Annotated in this window: 15 protein-coding genes; 9 read left to right on the forward strand and 6 right to left on the reverse strand. The window is 73.2% G+C overall.

Translation table 11 applies throughout. The features are described 5' to 3' along the window. Positions 1–48 precede the first annotated feature (48 nt). Both AB0883_RS28900 and AB0883_RS28905 read right to left on the reverse strand, forming a co-directional pair. On the reverse strand, positions 49–915 hold the full coding sequence (locus AB0883_RS28900; protein ID WP_366644456.1) for a hypothetical protein: 867 nt from the start codon (positions 913–915) through the stop codon (positions 49–51). Between the two features lie 427 nt (positions 916–1,342). After that, entirely contained in the window at positions 1,343–2,437 is a 1,095-nt protein-coding gene (locus tag AB0883_RS28905; protein ID WP_366644457.1) for a cellulose binding domain-containing protein, read from the reverse strand. Between the two features lie 269 nt (positions 2,438–2,706). Between AB0883_RS28905 and AB0883_RS28910 the strand changes: the two genes are divergently transcribed. Next, entirely contained in the window at positions 2,707–3,942 is a 1,236-nt protein-coding gene (locus AB0883_RS28910; protein ID WP_366644458.1) for a S8 family peptidase, read from the forward strand. Between the two features lie 288 nt (positions 3,943–4,230). After that, positions 4,231–5,688, forward strand: a complete 1,458-nt coding sequence (locus AB0883_RS28915; protein ID WP_366644459.1) for a cellulase family glycosylhydrolase — start codon at positions 4,231–4,233, stop codon at positions 5,686–5,688. Between the two features lie 309 nt (positions 5,689–5,997). Here AB0883_RS28915 and AB0883_RS28920 read toward each other — a convergent pair whose 3' ends face one another. After that, on the reverse strand, positions 5,998–6,558 hold the full coding sequence (locus AB0883_RS28920) for a GNAT family N-acetyltransferase (protein WP_366644460.1): 561 nt from the start codon (positions 6,556–6,558) through the stop codon (positions 5,998–6,000). Next, a complete protein-coding gene (locus AB0883_RS28925; protein ID WP_366644461.1) occupies positions 6,555–8,624 on the reverse strand; it encodes a penicillin acylase family protein in 2,070 nt (689 codons plus the stop codon). Before AB0883_RS28925 ends, AB0883_RS28920 begins: the two co-directional genes overlap by 4 nt. A 98-nt stretch (positions 8,625–8,722) precedes the next feature. Between AB0883_RS28925 and AB0883_RS28930 the strand changes: the two genes are divergently transcribed. The 7 genes from AB0883_RS28930 to AB0883_RS28960 all read left to right on the forward strand — a co-directional run bounded on the left by AB0883_RS28930 (position 8,723) and on the right by AB0883_RS28960 (position 17,593). Further along, positions 8,723–9,433: a siderophore-interacting protein gene (locus tag AB0883_RS28930; protein WP_366644462.1), complete on the forward strand. Its 711-nt coding sequence runs from the start codon at positions 8,723–8,725 to the stop codon at positions 9,431–9,433. Next, positions 9,430–10,671: an MFS transporter gene (locus tag AB0883_RS28935; RefSeq protein WP_366644463.1), complete on the forward strand. Its 1,242-nt coding sequence runs from the start codon at positions 9,430–9,432 to the stop codon at positions 10,669–10,671. Before AB0883_RS28930 ends, AB0883_RS28935 begins: the two co-directional genes overlap by 4 nt. A 141-nt stretch (positions 10,672–10,812) precedes the next feature. After that, the gene (locus tag AB0883_RS28940; RefSeq protein ID WP_366644464.1) at positions 10,813–12,369 is read left to right on the forward strand and encodes an aspartate aminotransferase family protein; all 1,557 of its coding nucleotides are present in this window, start codon (positions 10,813–10,815) and stop codon (positions 12,367–12,369) included. A gap of 28 nt (positions 12,370–12,397) precedes the next feature. Next, the gene (locus AB0883_RS28945) at positions 12,398–13,696 is read left to right on the forward strand and encodes a lysine N(6)-hydroxylase/L-ornithine N(5)-oxygenase family protein (RefSeq protein ID WP_366644465.1); all 1,299 of its coding nucleotides are present in this window, start codon (positions 12,398–12,400) and stop codon (positions 13,694–13,696) included. A gap of 5 nt (positions 13,697–13,701) precedes the next feature. Then, entirely contained in the window at positions 13,702–14,268 is a 567-nt protein-coding gene (locus tag AB0883_RS28950; protein ID WP_366644481.1) for a GNAT family N-acetyltransferase, read from the forward strand. After that, positions 14,265–16,088, forward strand: coding sequence for an IucA/IucC family siderophore biosynthesis protein (locus AB0883_RS28955; RefSeq protein ID WP_366644466.1), 1,824 nt, complete (start codon positions 14,265–14,267; stop codon positions 16,086–16,088). Before AB0883_RS28950 ends, AB0883_RS28955 begins: the two co-directional genes overlap by 4 nt. Next, a complete protein-coding gene (locus AB0883_RS28960; RefSeq protein WP_366644467.1) occupies positions 16,085–17,593 on the forward strand; it encodes an MFS transporter in 1,509 nt (502 codons plus the stop codon). Before AB0883_RS28955 ends, AB0883_RS28960 begins: the two co-directional genes overlap by 4 nt. 126 nt (positions 17,594–17,719) lie before the next feature. On the opposite strand, the gene AB0883_RS28965 is transcribed toward AB0883_RS28960, so the two are convergent. Together AB0883_RS28965 and AB0883_RS28970 are read right to left on the reverse strand one after the other, a co-directional pair. Continuing rightward, complete coding sequence (locus tag AB0883_RS28965) at positions 17,720–18,280, reverse strand: NAD(P)H-dependent oxidoreductase (RefSeq protein WP_366644468.1); 561 nt, start codon at positions 18,278–18,280, stop codon at positions 17,720–17,722. Between the two features lie 12 nt (positions 18,281–18,292). Continuing rightward, positions 18,293–19,228 carry an ROK family protein gene (locus AB0883_RS28970; RefSeq protein WP_366644469.1) on the reverse strand — a complete coding sequence of 312 codons (936 nt, stop codon included), beginning with the start codon at positions 19,226–19,228 and terminating at the stop codon, positions 18,293–18,295. Positions 19,229–19,233 lie beyond the last annotated feature (5 nt).

Below are 19,233 nucleotides of genomic sequence, written 5' to 3' on the forward strand. Positions count from 1 at the left end.
GGTGGGGAGGGACGGTGTCCCGTCCCTCCCCACCGTCGACGGTGCCGCTCAGGACAGGAACTTGTCCAGGGCGGCCTCGATGCTGCCGGAGTCCGGCGCCGCGTACGACTTCATGGTGCTCTTGTTGTACGAGATGAAGCTCGGGCAGCGCGCCGCCGGGGCGGTGACGGTGCCGCCGTCGCCGATCTTCTCGCCGGTCTTCGCGGCGTAGAAGGTCAGGGTGTAGCGCGACGAGATGTAGTCGATGGTGACCTGCTTGCCCGCGCTGTCCTTGTACTGGCACTTCTTCGGCGCGCCCTCGCTGCCCTCCACGAACTTCAGGCAGCCGACCACCGACACCGTCTCGAAGTCGGCGCTCTTGGCGTAGTACGGCTTGTCCGAGGAGACCGACTTCGACGACCAGAAGGTCGGCCGGTCGGGGTTGTTCGAGAACGTGTACGCCTTGGCGCCGGACGGGCCGCTGTAGGGGGCGGCGTTCAGGATCTGGCCACCCTCGCAGACGTTGGACAGGTCGCTGGAGTAGCGGGCGGTCACCGCGTTGTTGCTCGGCTCCTGCGTCTCCTGCTGCCCCGGGGTGGGGGAGGCGTCCGTGCCCGGCGTGCCGCTGGCACCGGCGTCGGGGGTGGGACTGGAGCTGGCGACCGTGACGGGCTCCTCGTCGTCACCGTTGACGAGGACGAGGCCGATCCCGGCACCGCAGATGGCGAGGACGAGGACCACCGCGCCGGCGACCAGCCCGATGATCAGGCCCTTGTTCGACTTCTTCGGCGGCGGGAAGGGAGCGCCGAACTGCGGCGCCTGCGCTGGCTGCCCGTATCCCGGGTACCCGCCCTGCTGCGGGGCCGGCGGCCCGCTCCAGGGGGTGACGTTCGGGTCCGGCTGCTGCCCTCCGTACGGAGGGTAACTGTCGCTCATGTGAAGCCCTTATCGCTGTCGACGTGTGCCCAGGCACGGGATCAGGGTTCAGGGTAGTGAGCGCCGCAAACCCGCGACGATGGCGGCTGAACCCGAGGGGAGGCACAGTTCGGCACGACGGCGCCGCGTGTGACCCTGCGTACGAGTTACGGGTCAGTACGTGGCGAGTTGCCCGGACATCCGGGGGTCGTGGACGGCGCGGATCCGGGCCGCCGGAAGGGAATTCCGTTGTGTGGCCCCGGGCGCGGGCCGACGGGGCCGCCGGCTCAGGGGGTGTGACTGAGATCACCGAGTTGCGAGCCGAGATGTAGCCGACATTCGGCTAGGAAGGCCGCAGATGCCGGTCGCCGGGTTCGTCCCGGCACCGGTCGGCCCGGGCGCCTGCGCGGGGCACCCGGGCCGATCGCGCCGGTGGGCGTGGCCGGTGTCAGGTGGCCGTGCAGGTCACCGTCCCCGCCGCGGCGCCCCCGGCGGTGCTGCCGAGGAAGCCGAAGGTGGCCTGCGCGGCGGGGGCGAGTGCGCCGTTCCAGTCCACGTGGCGGGCGGTGACCTCGGCCCCCTCCTGCGTCAGCCGGGTGTTCCAGGACTGGCTGACCCGCTGGCCGTCGGCGAACGCGAAGCGGACCGTCCATCCGGAGATCGGCGCGGCGCCGGAGTTGCGCACCGTCACCTCGCCCTGGAAGCCGCCCTGCCACTGGCTGACCACGCGGTAGCTCGCCGCACAGCCGGCGGCCGGACCGGTGGGCGTCGGCGTCGGGCTGGCGGTGGGGGTCGGGCTGCCGGTGGGCGTCGGGGTGACGCCGCCCAGCGCCGCGGCCAGGGCCGGGTACCAGCGGTCGGCCATCTTCTGGTCGCCGGCCGCGTTCGGGTGCACGCCGTCGTAGGTGTCGGTGGCCGTGCTGAACCCGGTCCACTGGTCGACCACCGTCACGGGCGAGGCGGGGGTGGTGGTCGCCGCCGCCCAGCCGTCGATCGCGTCGTTGAGGGCCGTCACCCGCTGGCCGCACTCCGGGCACGAAGGCGGCGCCATGGGGATGATCTTCGCGACGAGGACCCTCATCGCCGGGTTGCTGGCCCGCATCTGCTCCACCAGCCTGCCGTACGCGGCGAGGATCGTGGCGGGCGGGATGTTGCTCCACACGTCGTTGGTGCCGAAGTGCATCAGGACGATGTCGGGCCGGGTGGCGGCGAGCCAGCCCGGCAGCAGGTTCTGGTTGGCCACGGTGGTCACCAGGTAGCCGCCGTGTCCCTCGTTGTCGCCGTCGTGGGGCTGGCCGCAGCCCTGCGGGCCGAGCGTCCCGACGAAGTCGACGTCGGTGTGGCCGGTGGACTGGAGGCGGTTCCAGAGCACGGAGCGCCAGCAGCCGGGCGAGCCGGTGATCGAGTCGCCCAGCGGCATCACCCGCACCGGTGCGGCGGCCGCCGGCCGGGCGGGGGCGGGGGAGGCGAGCCCGGCGGCGAGGGCGAGGGGGACCGCCGCCAGCGCGGCGAGCAGGGCGTGGAGCAGGGGCCTTCGGAGCATGGTGGAGGAACTCCTGTCACAGGTCGAGGTGCGGTGTGTGACGGCCCGGTTCTCCCCCGACAGTCAACCAGCAAAGTCGACGCATCTCAATGGAATGCCGTTTCACGCAAGGCATTCACGACCACTTTCTCTCAACATCGTCCTCATATCGTGAACATCAACAAAATTCACGATCATGAATGTGGCGGCTAAGGTTTGCTCATCGTCCAGACCGCCTGTCGGGTGCGCCACGAGCCACCCGGGGGCCACCACAGTAGGAGGACCGGGAGATGACACTCCCTCGCACTCATCGGCGAACCCTCGCCGCTGCGGCCAGCGTGTTCGCCAGCGCCGCCATGGTCACCACCATGATCGGCGCGCCGGCGGCGGCCTCGGCCACCGGCGAGATCCTCAGCGCCGGTGGCGCGACCGCCGTGGCCGACAGCTACATCGTGGTACTCAAGGACACCAGCGTCGGCGGTCGCGCCGGCACCCGGCAGGGCGAGGTGAAGAGCACGGCGGGCTCCCTCGCCGCCCGCTTCGGCGGCAGCGTCGGCCACGTCTACGGTGACGCGCTCAACGGCTTCGAGGTGAAGCTGTCCGAGCGGGCCGCCAAGCGCCTCGCGGCGCACCCCGCCGTCGACTACGTCGAGCAGAACCACACCGTGACGATGACGGCCACCCAGAACAACCCGCCGTGGGGCCTGGACCGCATCGACCAGCGGAACCTCCCGCTGAGCCGCACCTACACCTACAACAGCAGCGGCTCCGGCGTGACGGCGTACATCATCGACACCGGCATCCGGACCACCCACGTGGACTTCGCCGGTCAGGCCGTCGACGGCTACGACGCGATCGACAACGCGCTGCCGGCCGCCGACTGCAACGGCCACGGCACCCACGTCGCGGGCACCGTCGGCGGCAACACCTACGGCGTGGCGAAGGACGTCCGACTGGTGGCCGTCCGCGTGCTGAACTGCCAGGGCAGCGGCACCTGGGCGCAGGTCATCGCCGGCATCAACTGGGTGACCTCGAACCACCAGGCGGGCCAGCCGGCGGTGGCGAACATGAGCCTGGGCGGCTCCACCAACGCCTCCCTGAACACCGCGGTGGCGAACTCGATCGCCGACGGCATCACCTACGCGGTGGCCTCCGGCAACTCGAACGCCAACGCCTGCAACTTCTCGCCGGCCTCCGTGCCGACGGCGCTGACCGTCAACGCGTCGCAGAGCAACGACGCCCGCGCGTCGTTCTCCAACTGGGGTACCTGCACCGACCTGTTCGCGCCCGGCGTGGGCGTGCTGTCGGCCTGGTCCACCAGCGACACCGCCACCTCGTCCATCAGCGGCACGTCGATGGCCTCGCCGCACGTCGCGGGGGCGGCCGCCCGGGTGCTCAGCGTCAACCCGAGCTGGACGCCCGCCCAGGTCCACTCGTACATCGTCAGCCAGGCCACGCCCAACGTGATCACCAACCCCGGCACCGGCTCGCCGAACCGGCTGCTCTACCTGGCCCCCACCTTCTGATCGAACAGTCGGCACACCGGCCCCGGGGCGTGGACGCCCCGGGGCCGGCGCGCGTGCGAAGAGGTCGACGGGCGTCCATGTTGCGGGGGAGCCCGAGGCGCGCCTAAGCTGCCGTCAGTGGGAGCGCTCCCGCGCCCGTGGGCAGGGATCTGTCGCGAGCCTCCCGGCCGGACGATCCGCCTGCGGGCCGCCGGCGTACGAACTGCCGTACCCGTCCGGGCGGACGTGGCGTCCCGCCGCCCTGCGCTGCCGGCACCCCCACCACCGATCGGAAGCGAAGGCACCCGCATGAAGCTCCCACCGCGCCCGTCCCGGCGCACCCTGGTCATGGCCGGCGCGGTCGCCGCGCTGACCGTCGCGGCGTCGGCCGCCGTCCCGGCCGCCGACGCCCAGGCCGCCACCGGCTGCGCCGTCACCTACACCACCAGCAGCTGGTCCGGTGGCTTCACCGCCAACATCACGATCAAGAACCTGGGCGACGCGGTCGACGGGTGGACGCTCGGCTTCGCCTTCCCCGACGCCGGCCAGCGGGTCGGCCAGGGCTGGTCGGCGACCTGGAGCCAGGCCGGCACCGCCGTCACCGCGCGCAGCGTGAGCTGGAACGGCGCGCTGGCGACCGGCGCGTCGACAGCCATCGGGTTCAACGGCACGTGGAGCGCCGCCAACCCCGCGCCGACGGCCTTCACCCTCAACGGCACCGCCTGCACCGGCGCGACCACGCCGACCACCCCGCCGGCCCCCACCACGCCGCCGCCCACGACCCCGCCACCGACCACCCCGCCGCCCACGACCCCGCCGCCGGGCGGTCAGACCCCGGTCGCGATCAACGGCCAGCTACGGGTGTGCGGGATCAACCTGTGCAACCAGTACGGCCGGCCGATCCAGCTGCGGGGCATGAGCACCCACGGCATCCAGTGGTTCGCCCGCTGCTACAACGACGCCTCCCTCGACGCGCTGGCCGACGACTGGCGGGCCGACCTGCTGCGGATCGCCATGTACGTCCAGGAGGACGGCTACGAGACCGACCCGGCCGGCTTCACCAACCGGGTCAACGCCCTGGTCGACGAGGCCGAGCAGCGCGGCATGTACGCGCTGATCGACTTCCACACCCTGACGCCGGGCGACCCGATGCACAACCTCGACCGGGCCAAGACCTTCTTCGCCGCCGTCTCCGCCCGCAACGCCGCCAAGAAGAACGTCATCTACGAGATCGCCAACGAGCCCAACGGCGTCAGCTGGGCGACCATCAAGAGCTACGCCGAGCAGGTCATCCCGGTGATCCGTGCCAACGACCCGGACGCGGTGGTCGTGGTCGGCACCCGCGGCTGGTCCTCGCTGGGCGTCTCGGACGGCTCCAACGCCAACGAGATCATCAACAACCCGGTGAACGCCACCAACGTGATGTACACGTTCCACTTCTACGCCGCGTCCCACCGGGACAACTACCGGGCCGAGGTGGAGCGGGCCGCCGCCCGGCTGCCGCTGTTCGTCACCGAGTTCGGCACGGTGGACTACACCGGTGACGGCGGGGTCGACGTCGCCAGCAGCAACGCCTGGCTCGACCTGCTGGACCGGCTGAAGATCAGCTACGCGAACTGGACCTATTCGGACAAGGCCGAGGGCAGCGCCGCGCTGCGGCCGGGCACCTGTGCCGGGAGCACCTACACCGGCCCGGGCGTGCTCACGGAGTCGGGCGCCCTGATGCGTGACCGCATCCGTACGCCGGACAACTTCCCCACCGCCTGATCCCCGCTCCCGCGCGAGGCCCCGCCGCACCCGGCGGGGCCTCGCCGTGCTCGTCCCGAACGGGGGCGCCGGCCGGCGGAGGAGCCACCCGCGGGAGCCTGTCGAGCTGATGTCGTAGACGATTCGCCGCCCGGTGCCCCGGTCGCCCGGAAACCGCCCGATGTCACAGACGACTCAGCTCGACAGCGTCGCGCGACCCTTCCGCCGCGGACCGGCGCGGCGAGCACCACCGCAGCGCGGAGCGCGGAGCCACCCGTCACCGGGCCGGCGGACGCGTGACCGGCCGCAGCCGACCGGTCGCACCGCGCCTCAGGCGGGTACGGCGTGGTCCGACTCGAACCGCTCCCGGGTCAGAAACGCCAACTGGGCCCGCTTGTCGGGCATGTCGATCTCGTCGGCGAAGGTGAACCCCTCCCGCCGCAGCCGGTCGAGCGCGCGCTCGTTGCGGACGTCGGGCTCGACGACGATCCGCAGCCGGGTCGGGTCGGCGAACAGGTAGCGGGCGAGGGCGGGGCCGATGGCGGTCGTGAGGCCCTTCGGCGGGCGCCTCCCGGGAGCGAGCAGCAGGTGCATCCCGACGTCGCCGGGCCGCACGGTGTAGCGCTCGCCGACCGGGTCCGCCTCCGGCTGGTAGGTCTGGAACAGGCCGATCGGCGCGTCGTCGAGCATGATGAGGTACGCGTGGTGGGTGTCGAGGCTGTCGACGAACTCGTAGATCTCCCGCACCTCGTCGACCGAGTGCGAACCCATGCCCCAGAACGCCGCCCGGGGCTCGGTCACCCAACCGTGCACCAGCTCCGCGTGGGCCTTCGGGTCCAGCGCGACGAGCGACAGCTTGCCGAAGCCGGGGATGTTCTCCTGATATGTCACGGTGCCGCGTCTCCTGGTTCTGGGGTGAGTTCTCGCCAGTCGGTGACCACCGGAACCAGCTCGCCGCCGGCCCACAGTGGCAGTTGGTCGTCGAAGTGCGGGTCGCCGGGGCGCCCGGACGCGCCGAAGGGGACGATCCAGCGGCTCTGCGCGCGGTCGGTCAGGTCCCACACGTAGCGGGCCACCGGGCCTCGCCAGCACGCGTCGGACACGCCGGGCACGCTCGACGTGGCCAGCACGCAGTCGGCGTCGCCGGCCAGCGCGACCCGCTCGCGCATGCCGCGTACCGCCTCGTCGACGGCCGCCGCCACGCCGAGGTGGACGGGGTGCAGCACGTGCCGCCGGCCCCACGGCCCCGGCGGGTCGCCCGCCGCGACGTCCTCGAGCGCCCCGGCCGCCACGGGGCCGATCTCGCCGCCGAGGCGGTGCAGCCCGGTGGCCACCCCGTCCAGGGCGTGGCCGATGCGCGACAGCGGGTCGGTCCACGGCGCGAACAGGCCGTCGAACGCGCTCGGGGCGTCGCGCAGCGGGCGCAGGCACGGGTGGTCGTACAGCCGGCGGGCCAGGGCCGCGCGCCAGGCGGCCCAGGCGCCGGCGTCGGCGCTGTCGGCCCGCATGTCCCCGTCCCACGTGGTCAGCCGGTGCCGCAGGCGGCGGGCCGGTTCGCTGAGCCCGCCGGGGTCGACCCGGTCGAGCACGCCGCGCAGCGTCCCGGCCTCCAGCCGGGTGTCCATGTGTACGGCCTCCGCCCGGGCGCCGTCGGCGAGCAGGGCGCGGATGCGGCGGGCCCGGTGCGGCGGGGCGAAGCCGGTGCCGAGGTCCGTCACGTCGGGGCGGCGGTCGTTGGCGCAGACCGCGAACCCGTCGACGGCGGTGCGGCGTGGCTCGGCGTAGCCGCCGTGCCACCGGTACCGGGGATCGTCGCCGGGCACCGGCTCTCGGCGGCACCGGTCGTCGCGCAGCGGGACGAGCCCGGCGACCAGCTGGTGGACCGTTCCGCGCCGGTCGGCGACCAGGACGCTGTTGACCGGCTCGACCCAGTCGCGCAGCGCGTCGGCGACGTCGTCGGCGCTGCGGGCCCGCAGCAGCGGCAGCAGCGCGTCGAAGCCCAGACGCTGCTCGACCCGGCTCGGGGTACGCAGGCTGATCGCCTCGCCGGTGGCCCGGTCGTGGTCGACGACCGGTCCACGCGGCGTCTCGATCACCTCGACGGACTCCGGTTCGCCGCCGCGGACCTCGATCCGCTCGACGTGCCGGTGCGCCGGCGCCCAGCCGTCCGCCTCGCGGACGAGGACCCGGTCGCCGTCGCGGCGCAGTTGTTCGCGGTAGAGGTCCTGGTAGTCGGCCATGGCGTTGGTGACGGCCCAGGCGACCTCGCCGGCGTGTCCGAAGTGGGGGAGGCCGGGGACCCCGGGGAATGCGAAGCCGAACACGTCGAACTCGGGGCAGGCGAGGCGCACCTGCTGGTAGATGCCGGGCAGTTCGAGGATGCGGTGCGGGTCGCCGGCGACGACCGGCGCCCGTCCGGTGCCGGGATCGCCGGGCACGGCCCAGGCGTTGCTGCCCGATCCGCCGGGGCCCTCGACGGCGAACAGGTCGGTCGCGGACGGGCCGAGGGTGGCGGCGACGTGGGCGTGCCACAGCTTGTTGGGGAAGGTGGAGAAGAGCACGTGCTGGACGAGGAAGACCCCCAGCGGCGACCACGGCCGCCACCGGCCCGGGGCGCAGCCGGCCGACGCGAACTCGGGTGCCGCGGCGGCGCCCTCGGCGAGCCCCTCGTTGACCCCGTCGACGTACGCGCCGACCCACCGCCGGGTGGCGGGGGCGAGCCGCTCGAAGCAGCGCCGGGCGGTGTCGTCGAGGCGGGCCCGGCGGGCGAAGAGGTCCCAGCCCAGCTCGGTGGGGCCGACGTGCTCGGCGAGCCGGCCCTCGGAGCGCCACCGTTCCACTTCGATCTGCCAGGCCCGGTCGAGGGCGGCGACCCGACCCTGCAACCGGGCGAGGCCGTCGACGCTGTCGGCGCGCAGGTGCGGGACACCCCACCGGTCGCGATGGATGCCGGTCATCGTCGCGCCGGGCGGATGGGGTGTCGTGCCGCCTGCCACAGGAATGTCAACTTAGGCTACCCTCCCCTAACTGAGGCAGACCTTACCTGGAGGGGTGCGTGAAGCGAAACTGGGAAGCCCTGGTGCTCAAGGCGATGGGCGGTCGCGACTTCCGACTGACCGTGCTCGGCACCGAGTCCGTCGGCGAGCACTACCGCCGACTGCGCATGGACGGCGGCGGGCTGCTGGAGGCGTGCGGCGTACACCCCACCATGTGGGTGCGGCTGTGGTTCGACAACGACGGCAAGCCGCACCAGCGCGCGTACACCCTCGTCGACCCCGACCCGGAGACCGGGCGGTTCGATCTGGAGTTCGCCATCCACGACGGATGCGCCGCCCGTTGGGCCGCCGCCGCCCAGGCCGGCGACACCATCGAGGCCACCGTGCAGGGCACCGCGTTCAACCTGCCGGACCCCGCCCCGCGGCACCTGTACCTGGTGGGCGACGCCGCCTCGCTGCCGGCGGTGAACAGCCTGCTCGCGGCGGCCCCCGACACCCCGGCGACGGTCTGGCTGGAGTACGCCCACGAGGGCGAGAAGGAACTGGCGCCGCGCGCCCAGGCCAAGCACCAGGTCACCTGGGTGCCGCGCCGCGACGAGGGCCAGCACCTGGTCGAGACCGTCTGCGCGGCCCTGCCCGCCGCCGAGGACGCCCACTACTGGGTGGCCTGCGAGGCGGCCAGCACGCGCGGCATCACCAAGCACGTACGGCGGACGCTGGGCGTCGGCAAGCACCAGCTCACCTCGCTGGCCTACTGGAGCGCCAGGTGAGGGGTCGGCTCGGCACGCTGACCGCGCTCTACGTCACGCAGTACCTCGGCATCGGCTTCATCACCGTCGGGCTGACCGCCATCCTGCGCGACGGCGGCACCTCCCTGGACACGCTGGCGCTGTTGCAGTTCGTCGGTCTGGTCTGGCCGATCAAGTTCCTCTGGGCGCCCATCCTCGACCGGTACGGCTCCCGCCACCGTGGCCACTACCGGTCCTGGCTGCTGGTGCTCCAGGGCGGCCTGGTGCTCGCCCTGCTGGCCCTGCTGCCGTTCGACCGCCCGGCCGGACAGCTCGGCCCGGTCGTCGCGATCTGCGTCGCGTACGTGTTCCTCTCCGCGACGCAGGACATCGCCGTCGACGCCGTCGCCGTCCGGCTGCTCTCCGAGCGGTCGCGGGGGACCGGCAACGGCATCCAGGTCGCCGCGAGCTACGTCGGCAACCTGCTCGGCGGCGGCGCCTGCGTGATCGTCTACGACCGGTTCGGCTGGGTGCCCGCGATCCTGCTGCTCGCCGTGCTGACCGCCGTCGGCCTGCTGGTGGTGTGGCGGTTCCGCGAGCCGGACCGCACCGACCGCGTCGCCAGCGCCGGCCAGGCCTACCGGGCACTGCTGTCCGTGCTCGGGCAGCCCGGCTGCCGCCGGTGGACCTTCGGCGTGGTGCCGCTGGTCTACATCGGTGCGGGCGCGACGTACGCCCTGGTGACGCCGGCCCTGGTGGACGCGGACTGGTCGCTGGGGCGCATCGGCGTGGTGACCGGCGTGGTGACCAGCCTGCCGGCCATCGTGGCCGGTCTGGTCGCCGGGGCCGCGATCGGCCGGTTCGGGCGCGCCCGCGTGCTCGTCGCCGGGGGAGTGGCCCTCGCGCTGTCCACGGCGATGCTGCTGCCGTTGATGAACGGCCGGGCCCCGCTCGCCGGGACTGTCGCCGCCCTCTGCTGCTTCATGGCCGCCTACACGGTCGCCAACGTCGTGCTCTACACGGTCAACATGGACTACTCCCGGCCCGGCACGGGCGGCACGGACTTCACGGTGCTGTCGTCGTTCGGATTGGTCTGCTCGTTCGTGGCGGCCTCCCTCGCGCTGGCCGCGGCCGAGGTGTTCGGCTATCCCGCGGTCGCGGTGGCCTCCGTCGTGCTGGTGGCGCTCGGCGTCGCGCTGGGCCTCGGGCACCAGCGGCGATTCCCGCCCCGATCCGTTGTGGCGCCGGGCGAGCGGGAGCTGACGAAGGTGCCGGGCTGAGTGATATCGCTCAATGTGGGCAACGATGTTGACACATCCTTAGGTTAGGGTAACCTAAGCTCGCTCGATCACCGAGTGCGGGCGGATGGTGACGTCCCGCCATCTCGCCCCACCGTCCATTTCCGACCGCTGAGGACCCGCATGAGCCTGCCCGGATCCACCGTCCAGGTGCCTTCGACCGGGGTGACCCCCGCTTCCGACGGCGCCCGCGCCCACCTCTTCACCGCCGGCACGGTCGAGGACTACCGGCGCGTGCTGGCCGAGGGGATCGGCCGGGTCGCGACCCGGATGGCCGAGGTGGACCGGCCGTTCACCGGCGTGACACCGGACGAGCTGGTGCCGCGCATCGCCGGCATCGACCTGGACCGGCCGCTGGGCGACAGCGGCGCCGCGCTCGACGAGCTGCACGACGTCTACCTGCGCGACGCCGTCTACTTCCACCACCCCCGCTACCTGGCGCACCTCAACTGCCCGGTGGTGATCCCGGCGCTGCTCGCGGAGGCGGTGCTCAGCGCCGTCAACTCCTCGCTGGACACCTGGGACCAGAGCGCAGGCGGCACCCTGATCGAGCGCCGCCTCGTCGACTGGACCGCCGACCGGATCGGCCTGGGGCCGGCCGCCGACGGCATCTTCACCAGCGGCGGCACCCAGTCCAATCTCCAGGCGATGCTGCTGGCCCGCGAGGAGACCTGCGCGAACCTCGTCGGCCGGGCGACCGAGCGGCAGTCCCGCCCGGAGTTGCTGTCGCGGCTGCGCATCATCACCTCGGCGGCCGGCCACTTCAGCGTGCAGAAGGCGGCCAAGCTGCTCGGCCTCGGCGCCGACGCGGTGGTCACCGTGCCCACCGACGCCGACCGGCGGATGCGCACCGCCGACCTGGCCCGGGAGATCGCCCGGTGCCGGGAGGAGGGGCTGGTGGTGATGGCCGTCGTCGCCACCGCCGGCACCACCGACTTCGGCACCATCGACCCGCTGCCGCAGGTCGCCGACATCTGCGCCGCCGCCGGAGTCTGGCTGCACGTCGACGCCGCGTACGGGTGCGGGCTGCTGGTGTCGCCGACCCGGCGGCACCTGCTCGACGGCATCGAGCGGGCCGACTCGGTCACCGTCGACTACCACAAGTCGTTCTTCCAGCCGGTCAGCTCCAGCGCGCTGCTGGTGCGCGACCGGCGCGTGCTGCGGCACGCCACCTGGCACGCCGACTACCTCAACCCGGCGCGGATGGTCGAGCAGCGCATCCCCAACCAGGTCGACAAGAGCATCCAGACCACCCGCCGCTTCGACGCCCTCAAGCTCTGGCTGACCCTGCGGATCATGGGGCCGGACGCGGTCGGCGAACTCTTCGACGAGGTGGTCGACCGCGCCGCCGCCGCGTGGCAGCTGCTCACCGAGGACCCCCGCTTCGAGGTGGTGACCCGCTCGCAGCTGAGCACCGTGGTCTTCCGCTACCTGCCGGCCGCCGCCGGTCGGGAGGTCGTCGACGACGCCAACCTGTACGCCCGCGAGGCGCTGGCGGCCTCCGGCGCCGGCCTCGTCGCCGGGACCAAGGTCGACGGCGCGCACTACCTCAAGTTCACCCTGCTCAACCCCGAGACCACGATGGACGACATCGCCCACGTCCTCGACCTCATCGCCGAACACGCCGGCTGGTACGCCCAGACCAGGTCCACCGCCGAGCTGTCCTGCCCCGTCGGCTGACGATCCACCCCCCGCCCTGGAGAACCGCATGTCGACGCACGACTTCATCGCCGTCGGGCTGGGCCCGTACAACCTGGGCCTGGCCTGCCTGACCGAGCCGATCGACGAACTCGACGGGCTCTTCCTGGAGGCGCGGGACGCCTTCAGCTGGCATCCCGGGATGCTGCTGGAGTCGACCCGGCTCCAGACCCCGTTCATCGCCGACCTGGTCACGCTCGCCGACCCGACCTCGCCGTACTCCTTCCTGAGCTACCTCAAGGAATCCGGGCGGCTGTACCCGTTCTACATCCGGGAGAGCTTCTTCCCGCTGCGCAGCGAGTACGACGACTACTGCCGCTGGGCCGCCGGCAAGCTGCGCGGCGTCCGGTTCGGCCAGCAGGTCACCGCCGTCGGGTTCGACCCGGCCGACGAGCACTACACCGTGCGGGTCACGGTGACGGCCACCGGGGAGTCGGTCACGTACCGGGCCCGGCACCTGGTGCTCGGCACCGGCACCCCGCCGTACGTGCCGGAGGCCTGCGAGGGGCTCGGCGGCGACGTGATCCACAACTCGCGGTACCTGGAGCACCGGGCGGCGCTGCGCGCGAAGCGGAGCATCACCGTCGTCGGCAGCGGGCAGAGCGCGGCGGAGATCTACCACGACCTGCTCGGCGACATCGACGCGTACGGCTACCAGCTCAACTGGGTGACCCGGTCGCCCCGGTTCTTCCCCCTCGAATACACCAAGCTCACCCTCGAGATGACCTCGCCGGACTACGTGGACTACTTCCACGCCCTGCCGGAGCCCACCCGCTACCGGCTGGAGTCCGAGCAGAAGGGGCTGTTCAAGGGCATCAACGCCGACCTGATCAACGAGATCTACGACCTGCTCTACGCCAAGAGCATCCCCGGCCCGGTCCGCACCCGGCTGCTCACCAACACCGCGCTGACCAGCGCCACTCACGACGAGTCCAACGGGACGTACACCCTGGGCCTGCGCCACGTCGAGCAGGAGCGCGACTTCACGCTGGACACCGAGGGGCTGGTGCTGGCCACCGGCTACCACTACCGGGTGCCGGAGTTCCTGGAGCCGGTGCGCGACCGGATCCGCTGGGACGCGCACGGGCGCTTCGACGTGGCCCGCAACTACAGCATCGACCACACCGGACGGGGCATCTTCCTGCAGAACGCCGGCACCCACACGCACAGCGTCACCTCGCCCGACCTGGGCATGGGCCCGTACCGCAACTCGTGGATCATCCGGGAGCTGCTGGGCCGCGAGCACTACCCGATCGAGAAGGGCATCGCCTTCCAGGAGTTCGGCGCGCCGGCCGGGGCCACGTCGTGACCGAGGTGGTCCACCGCCGCGTCGACGACCGGCTCGGCGAGTTCGCCCTGCGTACGCTCGACCCGGACACCGACGCGCCGCTGCTGCACCGCTGGGTTACCCACCCCAAGGCGGCGTTCTGGCTCATGCAGGACGCCGACGTGGCCCGGGTCGCCGAGGAGTACCGGCGGATCGCCGCGCACCCGCACCACGACGCGTTCCTCGGCCTGCACGAGGGCCGGCCGGCCTTCCTCGCCGAGCGGTACGACCCCGCCCACGTCGAACTCGTCGGCCTGTACGACGCGGCGGACGGCGACGTCGGCATGCACTTCCTCTGCGCGCCCGCCGACGCCCCCGTGCACGGCTTCACCCTGGCGGTGATCACCACCGTGATGGCGTGGCTCTTCGCCGACCCGGCGACCCGGCGGGTCGTCGTGGAGCCCGACGTGCGCAACACGGCGGTGCACGCGCTCAACGCGGCCGTCGGCTTCACCGTGCTCGGCCCGATCCGCAAGCCCGAGAAGGACGCGCTGCTCAGCGTCTGCACCCGTGACCAGTTCCATGCCGCAACCCGAGGAGACGTGCCCGCGTGAACCCGCTCGCATCCGTGGCCCACCTGACGCCCGCGAACTGGGCGCACGCCAACCGGCTGCTGGTCCGCAAGGCGCTGGCCGAGTTCGCCCACGAGCGGCTCCTCGCGCCCGAGCCCGTGCCCGCCGACGAGCCCGCTCCCGCCGGCCCGGCCGCCGGGGAGCGGCGCTACCAGGTGCGCGGCGACGACGGCGAGGTCGTCTACCGGTTCACCGCGAGCCTGCTGGCCCTGGACCACTGGCGCATCGACGCCGACAGCATCACCCGCCACCGCGGCGAGGCCGAGCTGCCGCTGGACGCCCTGGAGTTCTGCCTCGACCTGCGCGGGGCGCTCGGGCTCAGCGACCAGATCCTCCCCGTCTACCTGGAGGAGATCAGCTCCACGCTGGCCAGCACCGCGTACAAGCTGGACAAGCCGGCCGTCAGTGCCGCCGAGCTCGCCGACGCGGACTTCCAGGCCATCGAGACCCAGATGACCGAGGGCCACCCGGGCTTCGTCGCGAACAACGGCCGCATCGGCTTCGGCATCGACGAATACCACGGGTACGCCCCGGAGGCCGGCCGCCCGCTGCGGCTGCTCTGGGTGGCCGGGCACCGCGACCGGACGAGCTTCAGCTGCGCCGCCGACCTCGACTACGACACCCTGATCCGCGCCGAGCTCGACGAGGAGACCCGCGCCGGGTTCGCCGACACCCTGACGGGGCTCGGCCTCGACCCGGCCGACTACCTGTTCATTCCGGTGCACCCGTGGCAGTGGTGGAACAGGATCTCCGTCACGTTCGCCGCCGAGGTGGCGCAGCGCCGGCTGGTGTGCCTCGGTCCCGGCCCCGACGAATACCTCGCCCAGCAGTCCATCCGCACCTTCTTCAACGTCACCGACCCGTCCCGGCACTACGTCAAGACCGCGCTGTCCGTGCTGAACATGGGCTTCATGCGCGGGCTGTCCGCCGCGTACATGGCGGCCACCCCCGCCATCAACGAGTGGCTCGCCGACCTGATCGACGGCGACGAGATCCTCAAGCGCACCGGGCTGACGATCATCCGCGAGCGGGCCGCCGTCGGGTACCGGCACCTGGAGTACGAGGCGGCCACCGACCGGTACTCCCCGTACCGGAAGATGCTGGCGGCCCTGTGGCGGGAGAGCCCGGTGCCCGCGCTGGAGCCGGGCCGGCGACTGGCCACCATGGCGTCCCTGCTGCACACCGACCGCGAGGGCCGCTCGTTCGCCGCCGCGCTCATCGCCCGGTCGGGTCTGGCGCCGCAGGAGTGGCTGCGCCGCTACCTCGACGCCTACCTCACCCCGCTGCTGCACAGCTTCTACGCCCACGACCTGGCGTTCATGCCGCACGGCGAGAACGTCATCCTCGTCCTGGACGGCGGGACGGTCGAGCGGGCGATCTTCAAGGACATCGCCGAGGAGATCGTGGTGATGGACCCGGACGCCGACCTGCCCCCGCTGGTCGAACGGATCAGGGCCGACGTGCCGGAGGACATGAAGCTGCTGTCCATCTTCACCGACGTCTTCGACGGCTTCCTGCGCTACCTCAGCGCCATCCTCGTCACCGAGGGCGTCCTGGACGAGGAGGACTTCTGGCGGACGGTCGCCGGGTGCGCCGCCGACTACGCCGACAGCGTGCCGCACCTGGCCGAGCGGCTGCGGCGCTACGACCTGTTCGCCCCGGAGTTCGCGCTGTCCTGCCTCAACCGGCTCCAGCTGCGCAACAACCAGCAGATGGTCGACCTCGCCGACCCGTCGGCCGCGCTGCAACTCGTCGGCACCCTGGCCAACCCGATCGCCCGCTTCGCCCCGGCCGCCCGATGACGACCACGACGCTCGCGCCCCCCACCGGGGCGCCGGCCGCCGACGCGGACGGCCGGGTGCGGGGCCGGTGGCTGATCCTCGCCGTGCTCTGCCTCGCCCAGGTCACCGTGGTGCTCGACAACACGGTGCTGACCGTGGCGATCCCGGTGCTCACGACCGAGCTGGCCGCCAGCACCGCCGACGTGCAGTGGATGATCAACGCGTACGCGCTGGTCCAGTGCGGACTGCTGCTCACCGCGGGCAGCGCCGCCGACCGGTACGGCCGTCGCCGGATGCTGCTCGCCGGCCTCGTGCTGTTCGGGCTCGGCTCGCTGGCCGCCGGGCTCGCCCAGTCCAGCGGGCAGTTGATCGCGGCCCGCGCCGGCATGGGTGTCGGCGGCGCGCTGCTGGTCACCGCCACCCTCGCGGTAGCGATGCAGGTCTTCGACGACGCCGAACGGTCCCGGGCGATCGGGCTCTGGGCGGCGGCGAGCGCGCTGGGGTTCGCGGCCGGGCCGCCCTTCGGCGGGCTCGTCCTCGCCCACCTGCCGTGGGGGGCGATCTTCCTGGTCAACGTCCCGATCGTGCTGGTCTGCCTGGTCGCGGCCCGGGCGCTGGTACCCGAGTCGCGCCAGCCTGCCGGCGGCCGGCTCGACGTGGGCGGGGTGCTGCTCTCCACGGCCGGCCTGACCGGGGTCGTCTACGCGATCATCGCCGGGCCGGAGCACGGCTGGGGGGCCACCCCGGTGCTCGGCGCGGCGGTCGCCGGGGTGCTCCTGCTCGCCGCCTTCGTGGCCTGGGAACGCCGGGTCGCCGACCCCATGCTGGACATGCACTTCTTCCGCAACCCCCGCTTCGTGGGCGCGGTCTCCGGCGTCGTCCTGATCACCTTCGGCGCCACCGGCGCGCTGTTCCTGCTCACCCAGCACCTGCAGTTCGTACGCGGCTACCCGGCCTGGGAGGCGGGGCTGCGGATGATGCCGTTCGCGCTCTCCATCGTCCTGCTCAACGTGGGCGGGGTCGCCGCACGGGTGATCCGCCGGATCGGGCTGGCGTACTCGATCGCCCTCGGCATGACGCTGCTCGCCGCCGGTCTCGCCCTGATCACCCACGCCCCGTCGGACGGCTACGGGGTGCTGCTGTCGGGCCTGCTGGTGATGGGCGCCGGCTGCGCTGTGGCCAACCCGGCCATCGTCGAGGCCGTGATGAGCGCGATCCCGCCGGAGAAGGCCGGGGCCGGCGCGGGCGTGGACGGCACCATGACGGAGGTCGGCAGCAGCCTCGGCATCGCCGTCCTGGGCGCGATCCTCAACGCCCGGTTCGCCGCCCTGCTGCCCGCCGCCGTGGCCGGCGCCGGATCGTTCCCCGCCGCGCTGGCCGCCGCGCGGAGCGAGCCGGAGCGCGCGCTCGTCTCCGACGCGTTCCGCTCCGCCCTGGAGACCGGCCAGACGGTCGGCGCCGTGGCCGTCTTCGCGGGCGGCTGCGTCGCCGCCGCGCTGCTGCGCCGCGCCGAGCGGGCCGGCTGACCCGGGGGCGGTCCGGTCCCGCCCGCCGCTGCCCGACTCCGCCCGCCGCCGGGCGGCGCCGGTTTGCCTCGGGCGGACGGTACCGCCGCCGGCCCCCGGGACGACCGGCCCGAGCGGGTGGGCGGCTCAGCTCCGGCGGAGCGTGCGCAGCGCGCCGGCCCAGGCGACCACCTCGTCGAGCATGGTGCCCAGGGCCTGCTCGTGGTGCGCCGCCGGCCGGAAGTCTCGGAAGTTGACGAAGTCCGTCGTCAGCGAGAGCGCGACCTGGGACCGGACGTCGGCCACGCCGAGCTGCCCGAGCACCAGCCGCAGGTGCTCCGCCGCCCGGGTGCCGCCGTGCACGCCGTAGCTGACCAGGCCGGCGGACGCGTGCTGCCACTCCTTGAACAGGAAGTCCACGGCGTCCTTCAGCGCGCCCGGGATCGAGTGGTTGTACTCCGGGGTAACGAAGACGAAACCGTCGAACCCGGCGACGGTCGACGCCCAGCGGCGTACGGCGGGGCGCCTAGACGGCGCCATCGACGGCGGCAGCACCTCGTCGAAGTGCGGCAGGTCGTAGTCGGCGATGTCGACCAGCTCGACCGTCGCGTCGCCCCGCTTGGCGGCGACGTCGGTCACCCAGCGGGCCACGGCGTCGGCCTTGCGCCCGGGCCGCGTGCTGCCGACGATGACACCGATCCTGACCATGCTGATCTCCTTCTACGGGGTGGGGATGGGAAGCGCGGGGGTCGGCGTGCCGGTCAGGTCACGGGCCAGCTCCACCGCGCCGTGCAGGGACGACAGCGCACCCAGGGCGGCGGCCCGCACCGGTGGCGCCGGCCGTCCGGGACGGCCGGCGGACCGGGCCCGCTCGGCGACGAGTGGCACCAGGCCGGGCAGGCCGGCGGCGAACCCGCCGCCCACGATCGCCAGCGCCGGGTCCAGCAGCTCGCCGAGGCTGACCACCGCCGCCGCCAGCGCCCGGCAGCTCGCGTCGACCGCCTCCACCGCCCACGGTCGGCGCTCGTCGAGTCCCGCCCGCAGGTCGTCGAAGCTCACCTCGCCGCCGCGGCCGGCGCCCGCCCGGCGCAGGGTGGCCGGGCCGGACGCGATCGACTGGAGGCAGCCGCGCCGGCCGCAGTCGCAGCGCTCGCCGTCGAGGGCGACGACCATGTGACCGATCTCGGCGGAGGAGCGGCCGGGCACCGACCGCCCCGCCAGCACCACGCCGCCGCCGATCCCGGTGCCGACGCCCAGGTAGACCACGTCGTCGCGGCCGGCGTGCCGGGCCTCGGCCAGCGCGGCGAGGTCACCGTCGTCGGCGACGGCCGTCGCCGCGTCGGGGAAGAGGCGGCGCAGCGCGCCGGCGAGGTCCAGCCCCGCCCAACCGGGCCGCCCGGGCCAGGTGGTGACGGTGCCCGCCGGGTCCGTGGTCGCCGGCATCGCCACCCCGACGGCACCCACCGGTCCCCACGCCTCGCGCAGCCGGTCCACCTCGGCGGCCAGCGCGGCCAGGTCCGCGGTCGGGTCGGCGCCGCGCGGCCAGCGGAAGACCCGGTCGTACGCCGGCCGGCCGGGCGCCTCCGCGCGCAGGGCCACCTTCGTGCCGCCGACGTCGACGCCGAGCACGCCGTCGCTCCGCTGCGGACCGGACACGCGCT

It is taken from the genome of Micromonospora sp. NPDC047812 (assembly GCF_040704175.1).
Lineage (GTDB): Bacteria > Actinomycetota > Actinomycetes > Mycobacteriales > Micromonosporaceae > Micromonospora.